The sequence below is a fragment of the Streptomyces macrolidinus genome (assembly GCF_023887685.1).
GTDB lineage: Bacteria > Actinomycetota > Actinomycetes > Streptomycetales > Streptomycetaceae > Streptomyces > Streptomyces macrolidinus.
This window is the reverse complement of the sequence record NZ_JAMWMR010000022.1, coordinates 66,345-81,124: the sequence shown is the minus strand read 5'-3', so window position 1 is coordinate 81,124 and position 14,780 is coordinate 66,345. Positions and strand designations below refer to the sequence as shown.

Annotated in this window: 15 protein-coding genes; 7 read left to right on the top strand and 8 right to left on the bottom strand. The window is 69.5% G+C overall.

Annotation, left to right across the window (positions count from 1 at the left end):
* Positions 1 to 213 precede the first annotated feature (213 nt).
* The 3 genes from NGF19_RS22475 to NGF19_RS22465 all read left to right on the top strand — a co-directional run bounded on the left by NGF19_RS22475 (position 214) and on the right by NGF19_RS22465 (position 4,317).
* Positions 214 to 1,410: an acetyl-CoA C-acetyltransferase gene (locus tag NGF19_RS22475; protein WP_252426929.1), complete on the top strand. Its 1,197-nt coding sequence runs from the start codon at positions 214 to 216 to the stop codon at positions 1,408 to 1,410.
* Between the two features lie 322 nt (positions 1,411 to 1,732).
* The gene (locus NGF19_RS22470) at positions 1,733 to 3,172 is read left to right on the top strand and encodes a hypothetical protein (RefSeq protein ID WP_252426928.1); all 1,440 of its coding nucleotides are present in this window, start codon (positions 1,733 to 1,735) and stop codon (positions 3,170 to 3,172) included.
* Entirely contained in the window at positions 3,169 to 4,317 is a 1,149-nt protein-coding gene (locus NGF19_RS22465) for an ARPP-2 domain-containing protein (protein WP_252426927.1), read from the top strand. Before NGF19_RS22470 ends, NGF19_RS22465 begins: the two co-directional genes overlap by 4 nt.
* Positions 4,318 to 4,324: 7 nt before the next feature.
* Here NGF19_RS22465 and NGF19_RS22460 read toward each other — a convergent pair whose 3' ends face one another.
* The 4 genes from NGF19_RS22460 to NGF19_RS22445 form a co-directional block, all read right to left on the bottom strand.
* Positions 4,325 to 5,095, bottom strand: coding sequence for an SDR family NAD(P)-dependent oxidoreductase (locus NGF19_RS22460; protein ID WP_252426926.1), 771 nt, complete (start codon positions 5,093 to 5,095; stop codon positions 4,325 to 4,327).
* A 52-nt stretch (positions 5,096 to 5,147) separates the two neighbouring features.
* Positions 5,148 to 5,648 carry a Dps family protein gene (locus NGF19_RS22455; RefSeq protein WP_252426925.1) on the bottom strand — a complete coding sequence of 167 codons (501 nt, stop codon included), beginning with the start codon at positions 5,646 to 5,648 and terminating at the stop codon, positions 5,148 to 5,150.
* 186 nt (positions 5,649 to 5,834) lie between these two features.
* Positions 5,835 to 6,503 carry a UdgX family uracil-DNA binding protein gene (locus NGF19_RS22450; protein ID WP_252426924.1) on the bottom strand — a complete coding sequence of 223 codons (669 nt, stop codon included), beginning with the start codon at positions 6,501 to 6,503 and terminating at the stop codon, positions 5,835 to 5,837.
* 110 nt (positions 6,504 to 6,613) lie between these two features.
* Positions 6,614 to 6,808 carry a DUF2795 domain-containing protein gene (locus tag NGF19_RS22445; RefSeq protein ID WP_252426923.1) on the bottom strand — a complete coding sequence of 65 codons (195 nt, stop codon included), beginning with the start codon at positions 6,806 to 6,808 and terminating at the stop codon, positions 6,614 to 6,616.
* Between the two features lie 195 nt (positions 6,809 to 7,003).
* Between NGF19_RS22445 and NGF19_RS22440 the strand changes: the two genes are divergently transcribed.
* Together NGF19_RS22440 and NGF19_RS22435 are read left to right on the top strand one after the other, a co-directional pair.
* A complete protein-coding gene (locus NGF19_RS22440) occupies positions 7,004 to 7,234 on the top strand; it encodes a DUF6480 family protein (protein WP_252426922.1) in 231 nt (76 codons plus the stop codon).
* A 121-nt stretch (positions 7,235 to 7,355) separates the two neighbouring features.
* Complete coding sequence (locus NGF19_RS22435; RefSeq protein WP_252426920.1) at positions 7,356 to 9,476, top strand: catalase; 2,121 nt, start codon at positions 7,356 to 7,358, stop codon at positions 9,474 to 9,476.
* A gap of 82 nt (positions 9,477 to 9,558) precedes the next feature.
* Here the strand turns inward: NGF19_RS22435 and NGF19_RS22430 are convergent, their stop codons facing one another.
* A complete protein-coding gene (locus NGF19_RS22430) occupies positions 9,559 to 10,119 on the bottom strand; it encodes a hemerythrin domain-containing protein (RefSeq protein WP_252426919.1) in 561 nt (186 codons plus the stop codon).
* Between the two features lie 130 nt (positions 10,120 to 10,249).
* Entirely contained in the window at positions 10,250 to 11,410 is a 1,161-nt protein-coding gene (locus NGF19_RS22425; protein WP_252426918.1) for a glutathione-independent formaldehyde dehydrogenase, read from the bottom strand.
* Positions 11,411 to 11,662: 252 nt separating this feature from the next.
* On the opposite strand from NGF19_RS22425, the gene NGF19_RS22420 reads away from it, so the two are divergent.
* The gene (locus NGF19_RS22420; protein ID WP_252426916.1) at positions 11,663 to 12,694 is read left to right on the top strand and encodes an SDR family NAD(P)-dependent oxidoreductase; all 1,032 of its coding nucleotides are present in this window, start codon (positions 11,663 to 11,665) and stop codon (positions 12,692 to 12,694) included.
* Between the two features lie 30 nt (positions 12,695 to 12,724).
* Positions 12,725 to 13,504 (top strand): Fpg/Nei family DNA glycosylase, encoded by a 780-nt coding sequence (locus NGF19_RS22415; RefSeq protein ID WP_252426915.1) that lies wholly within the window; start codon positions 12,725 to 12,727, stop codon positions 13,502 to 13,504.
* A 19-nt stretch (positions 13,505 to 13,523) separates the two neighbouring features.
* On the opposite strand, the gene NGF19_RS22410 is transcribed toward NGF19_RS22415, so the two are convergent.
* Positions 13,524 to 14,561, bottom strand: a complete 1,038-nt coding sequence (locus tag NGF19_RS22410) for an iron-containing redox enzyme family protein (RefSeq protein ID WP_252426913.1) — start codon at positions 14,559 to 14,561, stop codon at positions 13,524 to 13,526.
* Positions 14,558 to 14,779 (bottom strand): CDGSH iron-sulfur domain-containing protein, encoded by a 222-nt coding sequence (locus NGF19_RS22405; RefSeq protein ID WP_252426912.1) that lies wholly within the window; start codon positions 14,777 to 14,779, stop codon positions 14,558 to 14,560. Before NGF19_RS22405 ends, NGF19_RS22410 begins: the two co-directional genes overlap by 4 nt.
* Between the last annotated feature and the right edge of the window lies 1 nt (position 14,780).

Below are 14,780 nucleotides of genomic sequence, written 5' to 3'. Positions count from 1 at the left end.
GAACGTTCCGAGTGGATTCACTGGTCGTGGGGGTGTGAACCAGCCGATCAGGGCCCGGTCCGTCAGGGCGTGTTGTGAGCCGGGCCGAACGCGGTGCCGGCGCCACCTCGGTTGTGCCGTAGCTCACACCGCCGAAGATGCCCTGCGCTCGAACCCCGACTCCTCAGTACCGTGGGCGTGTTGTGGCCAACACCTCTACCCGCGGAGGACGTCGTGTCCGGATCCGTCATCCTGGCCGGGGCCCGCACCCCCACCGGTCGCCTGCTCGGGGCCCTGAAGGACTTCTCCGGAGTCCGACTGGGAGGCATCGCGATCAAGGCGGCCCTCGAGCGGGCCGGGGTGGCGCCCGAGCAGGTGGACTACACGATCATGGGGCAGGTGCTCACCGCGGGCGCCGGCCAGATCCCGGCCCGGCAGGCCGCGGTCGCCGCCGGTATCCCCATGAGCGTCCCCGCGCTGACCGTCAACAAGGTGTGCCTCTCCGGGCTCGACGCGATCGCGCTGGCCGACCAGCTCATCCGGGCCGGTGAGTTCGATCTCGTCGTCGCGGGCGGCCAGGAGTCCATGACCCAGGCGCCGCATCTGCTGGGCAAGTCGCGAGCGGGCTTCAAACACGGTGACGTACCACTCATCGACCACATGCTCCACGACGGCCTGTTCTGCCCGTTCGAGCAGCGGGGCATGGGCGTCTCGACCGAGCACGACAACAGCCGCTATGCGGGGCTGACCCGCGAGAGGCAGGACGCCTTCGCCGCCGCGTCGCACCGGAAGGCGGCCGAGGCGGCAGCGGCCGGACGCTTCGCCGAGGAGCTGGTCCCGGTGACCGTGCCGCAACGCAAGGGCGACCCGATCGTGTGCGACACCGACGAGGGCGTGCGCCCCGACACCACGGTCGAGATCCTCTCGAAGCTGCCGCCCGTGTACAGCGCGGACGGCACCATCACCGCCGGGACCGCGTCGCAGATCTCCGACGGTGCCGCGGCGGTGGTGGTCGCGAGCAGGAACAAGGCCGAGGAGCTGGGCCTGCCCTGGATCGCCGAGATCGGCGCGCACGGCGTGGTGGCCGGGCCCGACGCGAGCCTGCACGAGCAGCCGTCCAACGCGATCAAGGCGGCGCTCGCCAAGGCCGGGCTGGTCCCCGGCGACCTGGACCTGGTGGAGATCAACGAGGCGTTCGCCGCGGTCGGCATCGTCGCCACCGAGCGGCTGGGCGTCAGCCCGGACATCGTGAACGTCGACGGCGGCGCGCTCGCGCTCGGCCATCCGATCGGCGCCTCCGGGGCCCGGCTCGTCGTCCACCTGGCCTACGAGCTGCGCCGCCGCGGCGGCGGCCTCGGCGCGGCGGGACTGTGCGGCGGCGGAGGCCAGGGCGACGCACTGCTGATACGGGTACCGGGGGCGGCAGCCTGACGTGCCGTCAACTTGCGATCTGGCCTGAAATCGGCGGAACCAGGCGCGACTTCACACCTCGGGTTGATGGAAGTGCGGGCCGATCGCGGGCAAGGGAAGTCAGTAGAGCGCGTATGGCCTGCTCTGTTACGGTCCCATGGCCGGCCGCGGGACTCCGGTGCGACTTCCGGAACCTGCCTCTGAAGCAATGATTCGCAGCTCGTGCCCCCATTCCCCGGCCGGCGTCCACTTCTATGGGCATCTATGGACAACTATGGGGCATCCATGGGGCATTCATGGGGCCATCGGGGCACCCATGGGGCATCTACGGGGAAAGAACCGGATGGATTCGTACGGGGACCTCATCGCGGCCGACGACGTGCTGCTCTTCGTCAACGCGGCGATCACCTCCACCGGTCAATGCGAATTCCACAGCGACGAGGGCGAGCAGTGGCTGTCCTTGGACTTCCTCCACGCATATATGCTGGGGAACTACCGCGACCTGTACGCCGCGGTCCTCGCGCTGGACATCAACGACCACAACGCCGCCCTCGTCATCCGACATCTGCTGGAGACCGCCGGTGAGGCCACCGCCGATCAGCGGCGCAGCGAGGGCCGACTGATCGCGTGCCGTCTGGCCACGCTGCCGCCGCAGCGCGTGTACGGGCTGTTCGGTGCCCTGCGCCGGGCCGGAGTGAACAACCGTCGCACCCGCGCGATCATGCGCGACTGGCTGTCCACCCGCCCGGACCTGGCGTTCGACGCCGTGAAGTACCGCAGCGGCCTGAAGCGAGCCCTTCGCCACGCCCATCTGGTCCCCGCCACCGAGGAGTTGGGGACGTTCGTCTTCGCGCCACTGACCCGCAAGCACTACGCGACACCTCTCTTGGAGACGTGGCGCCGCGCGCACTACGAACAGGCCGCGCTGTACGAACTGCCCTATACGGCCGCCGAGGGCTTCGCCGCCAAGCACGGCATCCCTCGCGACGTGTTCCTGGAGCGCATCGCCCCGCGCATGACCCGTCAGGAGACCTTGCGGCTACAGGAGTCCGCGCACAAGCGCGGGGCCACAGCCGTACGGGCGGACCTGGCCGGGATGCCGCTGACCCGGTTGGCGACCTATGTGCTCTCGCTGTCGGTCGAGGACCGTCTGCGCCAACGTGCCGAACTGACCCGCGCCCTGGAATCGGCCGCCGACCGAGTGGCCGGATCCCACCGGAGGAGCTGGGGCAAGGTCACCGCCGTCCTGGACGACAGCTTCTCCACCTTCGGTTCGGTGCACAAGCGCCGTCGACCGCTGGCCGTGGCCCTGGCCTGCCACTATCTGCTCGCGGCCCTCGCCGACGACTACACGGGGCTGTGGACGTCAGGCCGCACCGACGCGCTGCTGACCCGTCCGCACGGTCCGACGCCGCTCGGTCGACGGATCCTCGACGCGCTGGACATCGCACCGTCCAGGCTGGTGATCGTCTCCGATGGCTGGGACAACGCGCCTCCCGGCCTGGCCGCCGAGGTGCTGCGCATCTGGCGAACCCGGCTCGACCCCGAGCGCCGCACCAGCGTCGTACATCTCAACCCCGTCTACGACGCGGCCGATTTCGATGTGCGTCGCCTGTCCCCGACGGTGCCCACGGCAGGTATCCGTGACGCCGAGGACCTTCCCGCACTGGTGGAACTCGCCCAGTTCGCGGAAGGCCGGACCGGCCTGGCCGAGTTGACCACCTACCTGGACACCCGCGCGGCCCGCATGACGGGCGACCACGACCAGGAGCGGGCGCGATGACCACACTGGACCTGACCGGCCTGACCACCCGCCCCGCACAGGTTTGGGGTGCCGTCCGCCTGGTACCGCTCGTACGTGACGAACCGGTCGCGGATCTCCGGCTGCGCGCCCAGCTCTACGGTGGCGCGGCCGGTCTGGTCCAGGTCGGCCCGCGCCACGGCTATGTCTCCTACATCCCGCACGGGTTCGTCGCCACATGGACCGGGGACGGCACCCCGGCAGCCGCCTACGGCACCCAACTCTCCGCCAGTGACGACGACTCGGCTCCGACCGCCGTCATGGGTCTGCGCATCCACCGCAGGACGGCCCGCCGCCAGGCCGGGGACCGGCTGCGGTTCCTTCCCTTGCATCTGGCCCTGGAAGGCTATCTGGCACTGCACTTCGGTGGCCCCTCGTTCGCCTGGGAGGAGTGGTCGCAGCGCGCGATCCGCCAAGGGCTCTCCCCGCGTGTCGAGGAAGCCTACGTGGGCGCCGAGATACGCGAACCCTCCGACGCACTGCGCGTCTTCGAGATCCACCCCGGCCAATGCGGCGTACTGGTCTACGTCGCCGACGCGCTCGCGGCTGTGTTCGTGGTCCCGCATCCCGACGACTACCGCACACTCCACCCCACACTCCTGCAGGACCTGTACGGCGAACTGATCCACCACTACGTCACGTTGATGCCGCCGGTGCAGGACTTCCGGGCGCGCATACCTGACGCGCACATCCGCTCCCTGGCCCATCTGCGCACGGCGGTCGCCGAACAGGAGGACGCCTGGGCGCGCTTCCACGACACGACCATGCCGACCGGCCTGCTGGAGCACACGTACGCCTGGCAGACGGTCTACCGGATGGGACGCTTCACGCTCTCCCGCTTCCTGCCGACGTTCCGGCCCAAGCAGGAGAACCACATCGGCGAGGCCATCACCGACGACACCGGCAGGATCGCCTACCTCAAGACGTTCCGCCTGTCGGAGAACCAGGTCCGCCGCGGCCACCTGCTGAGCAGACTCGCCGCCAACAACTGGCACTTGGCAGACACGGCGGTCGATCTCGGCATCACCGAGGCCCAGTTGGGGCTGCGACTGGAGTCCGCAGGCTTCGGTCACCTGCTCCGCCAGGACGTCTTGGACGGATACCGCAAGCGACGACAACGGTTCTGATGCCGCGTCAGGTGTTGGGGAAGAGGGGTGCGCCCGCCAGCAGGCCGCCGTCCAGAGCGAGCGTCCGGCCGGTGATGTAAGAGGCCTTGTCGGAGCCCAAGTACTGTACGGCCGCCGCGATCTCGTCGGGGACGGCCGCACGGCCCATCGGCAGAACGGAGTCGACGGCGTCGCGTACGGCGTCGCTGCCGGTGGCGCGCTCGTACATCTCGGTCCGTGTGTAGCCGGGGGCCACGGCGTTGACACGGATGCCGTGTCTGGCGCCCTCCAGGGCCGCGGTCTTGGTGATACCGACGACGGCGTGCTTGCTGCCGACATACAGAGCGAACCCGGGGTAGCCCACCAGGCCGTAGACGGAGCTGACGTTGATGATGCTGCCGCCGCCGTCCTGCGTCTGCATGGCCCGGAACTCGTGCTTCAGGCTCAGCAGGGTGCCCTTCACGTTGGTGTCGAAGGTGTTCTCGTACGTCTCGTCGGTCACCCCTGTGAGCGGGGCGAGCTTGCCCTCGGTACCGGCGTTGTTGAAGGCGACGTCGAGCCGTCCGAAGTGTTCCACCGCGCGGTCGACCAGGTTGCGTACCTCGGCGTCATGGCGCACGTCCGCCTTCACGAACAGGCCCTGCCCGCCCTCGCGTCGGAGTTCCTCGACAAGTGCGTCTCCCTTGTCCTGGTGGCGTCCGCCGACCACCACGTTCGCACCGTCGCGGGCGTAGGCGAGGGCGGTCGCGCGGCCGATCCCGGTGAGCGCGCCGGTGATGAGGACGACGGGAGCAGACATGACGTGGTCCTTCGGGTAGGGCTCGCGGGAGAGGGGGCGTGATACTGCGGGGTCAGTGCGATCGGTTCTCCGCGCTGACCATCCAGGCGTGCTTCTCCAGGCTGTCGATGATCGTGTGCAGCAGGTCGGCCGTGGCGGGATCCTCACCGTCGACCTGGTCATGGTGGGTGCGTACGGTGTCGACCGTGGCGCGCAGCCGCGCGGTGACGAGGTCGACCACGGTACTCACACTCAGCTCGCCCTCCGGGAACGCGGGGAGTGTGGTGTTCGCCGTCACGGTGTCGGAGCGGCCGTCCGGGCAGGCTCCGAGCGCGCGCATGCGCTCGGCGATGACATCGGCCGACTCCCGGGCGTCATCGACGATCTGGTCGAGTTGAAGATGCAGATCCCGGAAGTTGTGGCCGATCACGTTCCAATGGGCCTGTTTCCCCTGGAGATGCAGTTCGACCAGATCCACCACGATCTGCTGCAACGCCCGGGTCAACTGCGGCGAGGCCGCGAACGCGGCGGCACCGTTCTCCGAACGGCGGGAACCTCCAGGGGAAGCGGGCATGGCGTATCTCCTCGCGAGAGACTTCTCGTATGCGACATCACGTACGAGACGTCTCGTACGTGATCAAGCCTACGGAGGTCCCTCGGTGCCGCCACCGCGCCTGATCCGCTCGGGCGCACAGGCCGAACCGCCGGGGGACGACGCGCGGCGCGTTCGAGTGAACGGGGTGGACGACGTCCTGGTGCGTCAGCTCAACAGCCGCGCGGCCACCGTCAGATCGGCCACCAGCCCGGCGTACAACCGCGCCCGCTCCGCGTCGTCGGCTCGTAGGACGGCGGAGGGATGGATGGTGGCCACCAGCGTTTCGTCGGCCGGGTCGCCGTCGAGCGCGGGCATCGGCCGGGGCACCCCGCGCTCCTCGGACACACGGAACGAGGAGCCGAGCAGGGCCTTGCCCGCGGTGGCACCCAGGGCAACCACCACCTCGGGCCTGACCAGCCGCAGCTCCGCCGCGAGCCAGGGGCGGCACGCGGTCATCTCGCGCAGACTCGGCGGCTTGTGGATACGACGTTTGCCGCGGGCCGCGACCACGAACTTGAAGTGCTTGACGGCGTTGGTGACATACGTGTCGCCGGGATCGATGCCCGCCTCCTCGATCGCCCGCGTCAGCACACCGCCCGCCGGACCGACGAACGGCTCTCCTCTGCGGTCCTCCTGATCGCCCGGCTGCTCGCCGATGAGCATCACGCGGGCCGACGTGTCACCGGAGCCGAACACGGTCTGTGTGGCGTCGCGATACAGCGGGCAGCCATGACAGCCCACCGCCGCCTCCCGCAACGCACGCAGGTCCGCGTCCGCGGGGACGTACGGCCCGGCGTCGTAGTCCTCGGGCCCATGAGAGCGCGTCGATGCCACGGTCGTCTCCGGGTCTTCGGTCTTCGGTCTCCGGGGTCTCCGAGGCGGGTGGACACTGTCCACCCGCCTGGTGTCGTGACGAGGCCTCGGTGGTCGGTCGCCTCCGTGGGTCACTTGTGGCCGAAGACGGCCTTGCTCACCTCTGCCGGGTTGTCGAAGGTCTTCTTCCGCAGGTGGGAGAGTTCCTCCGTGATCTCCTTCGAGGCGTGATTGCGCTTGGCGCACTCCACGAGTGCCTCCCGGTCGGTCGGGTAGTCGGTTCCCGACAGGGCCTTCTGCAGATCGACGGGGCTCACGCGTGCCATGTCAACCTCCTGATGTCGTCGAAGGACGTCACTGCTTCCGACAGTCTCGCGGTACCCCTGGTGATGCCGACTAGTCGCGATGTGCGCGGCTGTTTGCGGGTGTAGGTCCGCTTCGTACGGGTACGCGGCACGGGGAATGCCCAGGCGGAGGGGGTCGGAGGGGGCTCTGGCAGCGCGCGCGGTTGGGAGAACACGATGGCCCGGACCCATGAAGAGAAGCCGGACGAAGGTCTCTCCGTTCCGGAGGACACGCAGATGACCGCTGGTGCCGCACCGCCCGCCGAGTCGGGTGTCTCCGAACTCGGCCCGCGACAGGAAGCACCCCGCAGAGGCTGGCGTCCCGGCGCCATGACCCCGTTCTGGCTGGTGATGGTCCTCATGCTGCTTCTGCTGGTGGCCCTGGCCATCTGGAAGGCGGTGGGCTGAAGGAGGCCGGGCGCAAGCCCGCAGGACCGTGCGACTCCGGCGGGCAGGGTAAGCCCGCGGGGCAGTTCCCGCTCGCCGACAGCGCAGCCGACAGTGCAGCCGACAGCGAAGGAGCGCAGCCATGGCCCCGGAGAACCCGATCTCCAAGCGGCGCGGCCACGACGGCCACGACGACAAGGACAGGCAACTCGACGACTTCCGCGCGGCACCCGAGTCCGACGCGCTCACCACGGATCAGGGAGTGCGGGTCGACGACACGGACAACGCGCTGCGCGCCGGTGAGCGCGGTCCCACCCTGCTGGAGGACTTCCACAACAGGGAGAAGATCACCCACTTCGATCACGAGCGCATACCGGAGCGGGTCGTCCACGCCCGCGGCTCCGGGGCGTACGGCCACTTCGAGCCGTACGAGTCACTGGCCGAGTACACCTGCGCGGACTTCCTCCAGGAGCCGGGTCGGCAGACCCCGGTGTTCGTACGGTTCTCCACCGTGCAGGGCCCGCGGGGCTCGGCGGACACCGTCCGGGACGTACGGGGCTTCGCGACCAAGTTCTATACACGCCAGGGCAATTACGACCTGGTGGGCAACAACTTCCCCGTGTTCTTCATCCAGGACGCCATCAAGTTCCCCGACTTCGTGCACGCGGTGAAGATGGAACCGGACAACGAGATGCCCACCGGCGCCTCCGCGCACGACACCTTCTGGGACTTCTGCTCACTGCAACCGGAGTCCACCCACATGCTGATGTGGCTGATGTCCGACCGGGCCATCCCGCGCAGCTTCCGGATGATGCAGGGGTTCGGTGTCCACACCTTCCGGTTCGTCAATGCCCAAGGACGCGGTACGTTCGTCAAGTTCCACTGGAAGCCGCTGCTCGGTGTCAACTCACTGGTGTGGGACGAGGCGCAGATCGCCGCGGGCCGGGATCCCGACTTCAACCGCCGGGACCTGTGGGAGGCGATCGAGTCCGGCAGTTGCCCGGAGTACGAACTGGGTGTGCAACTGGTCGCGGAGGAGGACGAGCACGCCTTCGCGTTCGACCTCCTGGACGCCACCAAGATCATCCCCGAGGAGCAGGTACCGGTAAGGCCCATCGGACGCATGGTCCTCGACCGCAACCCACAGAATTTCTTCGCCGAGACCGAGCAGGTCGCCTTCCACACCGCCAATGTGGTCCCCGGCATCGACTTCACCAACGACCCGCTGCTCCAGGGCCGCAACTTCTCCTACCTGGACACCCAGTTGATCCGCCTGGGCGGTCCCAACTTCGCCCAACTGCCGGTCAACCGGCCCCTCGCCGACGTCTACACCAACCATCGTGACGGCTACGGCCAGCAGGTCATCCAGCCGGGGGACAGCTACTTCCCCAACTCGTTGAGCGGCGGCTGTCCCGCGCACGCGGGATCGGGTGACCTCAGCGGCGTCTTCCGGCACTACCAGGAGAGCGTGGCGGGCGAGAAGGTCCGGGTGCGCAGCGAGAGCTTCAAGGATCACTACAGCCAGGCCACCCTGTTCTGGAACAGCATGTCCGACTGGGAGAAGGCCCATATCGTCGAGGCGTTCCGGTTCGAACTCGGCAAGGTCACGTCCGACGAGGTGCGCGAGCGCATGGTGGGGAACCTGGCCCATGTGCACGGCGACCTGGCCGGGGCCGTGGCGGCGGGCCTGGGACTGCCGGCGCCGCAACCGGACCCCACCGTCCCGAGCCTGTCCTCACCTGCGCTGAGCCAGGAGAACCTGAGCGCCGAGGGCATCCGCACCCGCAAGGTCGCCGTGCTCGCGGCGGACGGTACCGATGTGGCGTACGTCGAGGCGATGCGCGCCAAGCTGACCGAGGCGGGAGCCCTGGTCGAGGTCCTGGCGGCGGCCGAGGGCAGTGTGCACGGCGAGGACAGCGCGGTACTGGAGGTGGACCGGGCCCTGCCGACGATGGCGTCCGTGCTGTACGACACGCTGCTGGTGCCCGGAGGCAAGCAGGCGGTGCAGACTCTGTTGGACGACCCGGCCGCCGTGCGCTTCGTCGAGGAGAGCTACCGACATGGCAAGCCCATCGCGGTCCAGGGTGACGGCGAGCGGCTGCTGGTCGCCGCCAGGGTGCCCGGCGAGGTGCTGAACGCCCCCGAGCAGGGCGTGATCAGTGCCGACAGCGCCGACGAGGCCGCCGACGCCTTCGTCTCCGCGATCGAGCGGCACCGCTTCATGCGACGGCCCGGTCTGCTCAACCCGGGAGCCGTCGACTGAGTCCGAGTAGATGTAGATGGGGAGCGCGACCGCTGCGGCGGTCGCGCTCCCCATTCCGTGTCTGCGGCTGAGGGTGTCGGTCTCAGCGGCCGAGTGTGTCGCGCACCCGGTCCACCATCGACGCGAACGGGCCGACCATCCACTGCGCCGCGGGAGCGCCCGCCGTCGACGGGTGCGGGTGCGTGGGTGCCAGCTCTTCGACGAGCTGGAGGCGCCGGCCCATCCTGACGAGGTCGTCCTGGCTTCGGCCCGCCCGGATGGCCGGGAACTCCTCGTTCTCCTCATGCGCGGCGTGTTCCAGCACGGATGCCTCGAACTCGGCGAACTCCCGTCGGAATTCGTCGCTGTCGATCTCCATCTTCTCCAGGCCGGCCAGTACCTTGTTGGCCTCCTTCTCTTCCGCGTTGCGCGCCTGAGCCTCGTCCTTGCCCGCGGTGGTGGCCGCGACGGGGCGCACGATCATCTCCTCGGCCGTCTCGTGCACGGCGAGAAGAGCGCGCAGTTCGTCGAAGGCCTTCTTCTTCGGAGCGCCCTGCGCCGCGTTCACGGTGTCGAAACGCTTGCGGATCTCGGCGTGTTGCTGTTGCAGGATGTCCACCACGTCCCTGTCCGTCGCGGTGGAGGCCTCGCGTGCGTCACCCATGGCCTCTCCTTCCGAGCTGTGCGGTCACAACCTCTTCAGGACTCACGAGTCTCACGCCGCGAGTGCGGGAAACGTCGCCTGGGGCGACGTCAGACATCCGCCGGTCGGGGGTACCGGCCCCTGGGGCCTGTCAGCGGGACCCGTCGGGGTGCAGGACGACCTTGGTCCAGCCCTCGTCACGGGCGTCGAAGTGCTCGTACGCGCTCGGCGCCTCGTCCAGGCGGAGTTCATGGGAGACGACGAAGCCCGGCTCGGCCCTGCCGCCCGCGATCAGATCACGCAGCGCACGGTTGTACCGCTTGACCGGCGCCTGACCGGTGCCCATCCGCTGGCCCTTGAACCACATCAGGCCGTAGTCGATCGGCACCTTGCCCTTCGCTTCCATGTCGTTCTGGGCCTTGGCGCCGCCCGGGTCCTCGGGCACGAACACACCGACGACCCCGATGGACCCCGTGAACCGTACGGCGTCGATCAGCCCGTTGAGCGTGAGGGAGGCGTCCTCGTGGCCGCGGTCGTCATGCGCCTGATAGCCGACGCACTCACAGCCGTTGTCGGCGCCCAGACCGAGGGTGGCCTCCTTGACGACCTCGACGGGGTCCTGCTCGGCGCAGTTGACGGGAATGGCCCCGATGGCCTCCGCCACGCGCAGCCGGTCCGGCTGGTGGTCGGTCACCCACACCCGGCTCGCTCCTCTGAGGATCGCCGAGTACGCGGCCATCAGCCCCACGGGACCGGCCCCGTAGACGACGGTCTGGTCACCGGGCTCGACGTCGGCCATCTCGGTGGCGTGGTAGCCGGTCGGGAAGATGTCCGCGAGCATCACATAGTCGTTCTGGCGCTCGGCCGCGTCCTCGCCGAGGCGAAGAGCGTTGAAGTCGCCGTAGGGCACGCGCAGCAGCTCGGCCTGGCCGCCCTGGTAGGGGCCCATGTCGGCGAACCCGTACGCCGCACCCGCCATGGCCGGTTCCGGCTGCATGGTCAGGCAGTAGTTGGACAGACCGCGTTCGCAGTTCTTGCAGAACCCGCAGGCGATATTGAACGGCAGGACGACGTACTCGCCGACCTTCACCTTGCGCACCGCGGAGCCGACCTCGACCACCTGCCCGAGGTTCTCGTGCCCGAAGGCGCGCCCGGTCTCGAACGAGGTGCGGCCCTCGTACATATGCAGATCCGAACCGCAGATATTGGTGGTGGTGATCTTCACCAGGATGTCGCAGGGGTGCTCGATCTTCGCGTCCGGCACGTCCTTGACGGCTACGCTCCGGGGTCCTTCGTATACGGCTGCCTTCATGATCCACTTCCTGAGGGGCGAGGAGAGAGGCGCGGAGGCGGAGGGCCGTCTTCGACCGTCCGCAGGTCAGCGGTGGCGCCACTGTCACACGGTCCGTCCGCGCCGGGACCTTCCGGGTACCCGAGGGGCACGGCACCAGTCGCATACCTGTGTGAACCAGCGTCCTCGCGGTACCCGCACCCACAGGCAGGCACACGCACGCACAAGGCACACCCCCAACGGCACACCCCGAGGACACAGAAGGTGAACCTGATGACATCGCTGCGGTCCCGGTCGTACCTCGAATCCATGGCAGGCCTCTCGGCGGTGGTCACCGGCGGATCGCGTGGCCTCGGTCTGCTGCTCGCCGAGCATCTGCTGATGCGCGGGTGCGCGGTCACGATCGCCGCGCGGAACGAGGAGGAACTGGGCCGCGCGCGGAAGTTCCTCACCCACGCGCGGTCCGGCGCGCGCGTGCACTGCGTGCCCTGCGACGTGACCGACCGCGCGTCGGTCACGTCACTGATGGCCGAAGCGGCCGAGGCCCACGACGGGGTGGACGTGGTGATCGCGAACGCGGGTGTCATCCAGGTCGCACCCCTGGAGTCCCTCGACGCCGACGCGTTCCGTTCGACCCTGGACACCATCTACCTGGGCGCCCTGCACACCTCGCTCGAAGCCCTGCCCTGGCTGCGGCGCAGCCCCAATGGGGGCAGGCTGGCGCTGATCGGCTCGGTCGGCGGGCTGCTCGCCGTACCGCATCTGCTGCCGTACTCCTGCGCCAAGGCCGCCGTCGCAGCGCTCGCCGAAGGTCTGCACGCCGAACTGCGCGGCCAGGGCGTGAGCGTGACGGCCGTCCACCCCGGACTGATGCGTACCGGCTCGCACTTGGCCGCCGAGTTCGGCGGGGACCAGGCCGCGGAGTTCGCGTGGTTCTCGGCCCTCGCCGGTGCCCCTCTGGTGTCGATGGACGCGCGCCGCGCCGCCGACCGCATCGTGACGGCCGTGGAGCGGCGGCGGACCCGGATCGTGCTGACTCCGATGGCGAAGGCAGCCGCGCTCGCCCATGGCGTGGCCCCCGCGCTGACCACCCGACTCAGCGCGCTCATGGCCGGGTTGCTGCCCTCCGCGCCGGACCGCGCAGAGGGCGGCGGTGGGCTGCACGAGGGGCGGGACATCACGCCGGGTCCGGACGGGGCGCGGCATACGATGGCATGGCGACTGCGTGACTGGTGCGGCGCCCTCAACGACCGAGCGGCCCGCCGCCTGAACCAGCGGCCCCACCGCGCGCAGGGGGGCGGGTGACGAGGGCGGCGCGGGTATACGTACGGACCCATGCCCGAACTGCCGGATGTCGAAGGGTTCCGCCAGGTCCTCATGAGGTGCGGAAGCAGACGGTGCGTCACGGACGTCGACGTGCGGGACGCCGGTGTACTCCGCGGTGTCACCGAGAGACGGCTGTGCGGCGAACTGACAGGACGGTGTCTCAAGAAGCCCTGGCGCCACGGCAAATGGCTGTTCGTGCCCACCGACGGCGATGTCACACTCGTCTGTCACTTCGGTATGACGGGCTCACTGCGCTGCTGCCGCCCGGACGAACCGATCGAACGGCACGACCGCATCGTGTTCACCCTCGACGACACCCGGCACCTGCGCTACCGGGACCAACGCAAGCTCCAGGGCGTTCAGTTGACCGACCGGGACGGGCTCGACCGGATCCTGGGCCGCCTCGGCCCCGACGCCTTGACCGTGGGCCGAGCGGAGTTCCGGGAGCTGCTGTCGGGGCGACGAGGCGCCGTCAAGGGCGCGTTGATGGACCAGTCCGTGATCGCCGGGCTCGGCAATCTCCTGTGCGACGAGATCCTCTGGCGGGCCCGTGTCGAGCCACGCACCCCGGTACGGGACCTCGGCGAGGCGGCCCTCCGGCGCGTCCACACCGCGATGGGCCGCGTACTCGAGACCGCCGTGCGCGCCGCCTGTGTACCACCGCGACGTACCTGGCTCACCGGGCGGCGGGACGACAGCGAGCCGCGGTGTCCCCGCTGCGGCCACCATCTGTGCGCCGGTCGCGTCGCCGGACGTCGTACCGTCTGGTGCCCGGTGTGCCAGGGCTGACGGGCCGGGACGGGGCCGGTCACGACAGCGGTGGCGCCTCCGGGGAGGTCCGGAGAACACTTCTGTCCTGGCGCCACGTCGTGAGTAGGAGGGTGGCCAGGCGCCGGTCCAGTTCCCCGGTGGCCTCGATACCGAAGACGACGTCCGACTCGACGTCCGGCTCGTCCGCCAGCAGCCCGCCGATGACCTCGCGGCGTACGAGTTGCTCGTGGACGGCGTCGGCCTCGACATGTTCGGTGTAGAAGCGCTCGGCGGCCGGACCGGCGCCGGTCCGGCGCATCGCCTGGGCCAAGCGTCTCGAATCGGGCGACGAGGTCACCTCGACGGACGCGAAGTGACCCACCAACGCGCCACGCCAGACCCGGTGCAGGCCGAAGAGCGACATCAGGTTGACCGTGGCGAGGGCCTCTGCGGGCGCCGCGTCCAGGTAGTGGCCGTACGTGGTGTTCAGCCCCAGGTCGGCCATGAGTTCCGCGAAGAGCACCGCGTGGATGTCCTCGGCGCGGCCCGCCCCGAACTCGTCGTAGGCGACGGCCACCATGCCCGCCTTGGCCCGGCCGCGCAGCCGCGGGATGACCCAGGCGTGCGGGTCGGCCTCCTTCAGATGGTAGAGAGAGCGCAGCGCCGCGTAGTCGCGCAACTGCCGGAGTTCTCCGTGGCGTTGGAGGTAGTGGCTGACACTGGTGCCGTCATCGCGCACCGGCTCCACGAGGAGTGCGTCCAGCGCCTCGCGTACGGAGCCGTGTACGGGTCTGCCGTCCCCGCCGACGTCACGCCGGAGCGCACCCATGAAGCGGTCCTCCAGGGTGGCGCGCAGCTCCAGCAGACATGGGTCCCACTCCCGGCGCGGGTCGACGCCCGCGAAGCCCCAGTAGTGCTGCTCGTACAGACTGTAGAGAGCGAGCTGCAGGTCATCGCCGTACGGATCCGTGCGGGTGACAGCCTCAGGTGACGGCAGCCCTGCCGTGTGTCCCGATGTCAGCGCCGTCACGACGGCGGACGACAGCGGGCCACGGGGGAGTGGCGGTGCCGGTGCAGGAGGGGTGAGCGGGGTCATGGCGAGCCACCCTCCTCCGCGTGGCAGGCCCGGCGGCGGTGGCTGGTGTCGCACCACGGGTAGATGGCGCTGCGGCGGCATGTGCACAGCGCCACGACGCACCGCGTGGACACGGCCACGGTGCCGTCGGGCAGCGTGACCTCCACCGGGCCCGGCACGAGCAGCGGGCCGTCGTCGGTCAGTGCGATGCGACAGGGTCGCTCGGATGTGCCCGGCACG

Coding starts and splice junctions, on each gene's coding strand:
- NGF19_RS22470 (WP_252426928.1), top strand. CDS start 1,733: ATGGATTCGTACGGGGACCTCATCGCGGCCGACGACGTGCTGCTCTTC.
- NGF19_RS22465 (WP_252426927.1), top strand. CDS start 3,169: ATGACCACACTGGACCTGACCGGCCTGACCACCCGCCCCGCACAGGTT.
- NGF19_RS22460 (WP_252426926.1), bottom strand. CDS start 5,095: ATGTCTGCTCCCGTCGTCCTCATCACCGGCGCGCTCACCGGGATCGGC.
- NGF19_RS22455 (WP_252426925.1), bottom strand. CDS start 5,648: ATGCCCGCTTCCCCTGGAGGTTCCCGCCGTTCGGAGAACGGTGCCGCC.
- NGF19_RS22445 (WP_252426923.1), bottom strand. CDS start 6,808: ATGGCACGCGTGAGCCCCGTCGATCTGCAGAAGGCCCTGTCGGGAACC.
- NGF19_RS22440 (WP_252426922.1), top strand. CDS start 7,004: ATGGCCCGGACCCATGAAGAGAAGCCGGACGAAGGTCTCTCCGTTCCG.
- NGF19_RS22435 (WP_252426920.1), top strand. CDS start 7,356: ATGGCCCCGGAGAACCCGATCTCCAAGCGGCGCGGCCACGACGGCCAC.
- NGF19_RS22430 (WP_252426919.1), bottom strand. CDS start 10,119: ATGGGTGACGCACGCGAGGCCTCCACCGCGACGGACAGGGACGTGGTG.
- NGF19_RS22425 (WP_252426918.1), bottom strand. CDS start 11,410: ATGAAGGCAGCCGTATACGAAGGACCCCGGAGCGTAGCCGTCAAGGAC.
- NGF19_RS22420 (WP_252426916.1), top strand. CDS start 11,663: ATGACATCGCTGCGGTCCCGGTCGTACCTCGAATCCATGGCAGGCCTC.
- NGF19_RS22415 (WP_252426915.1), top strand. CDS start 12,725: ATGCCCGAACTGCCGGATGTCGAAGGGTTCCGCCAGGTCCTCATGAGG.
- NGF19_RS22410 (WP_252426913.1), bottom strand. CDS start 14,561: ATGACCCCGCTCACCCCTCCTGCACCGGCACCGCCACTCCCCCGTGGC.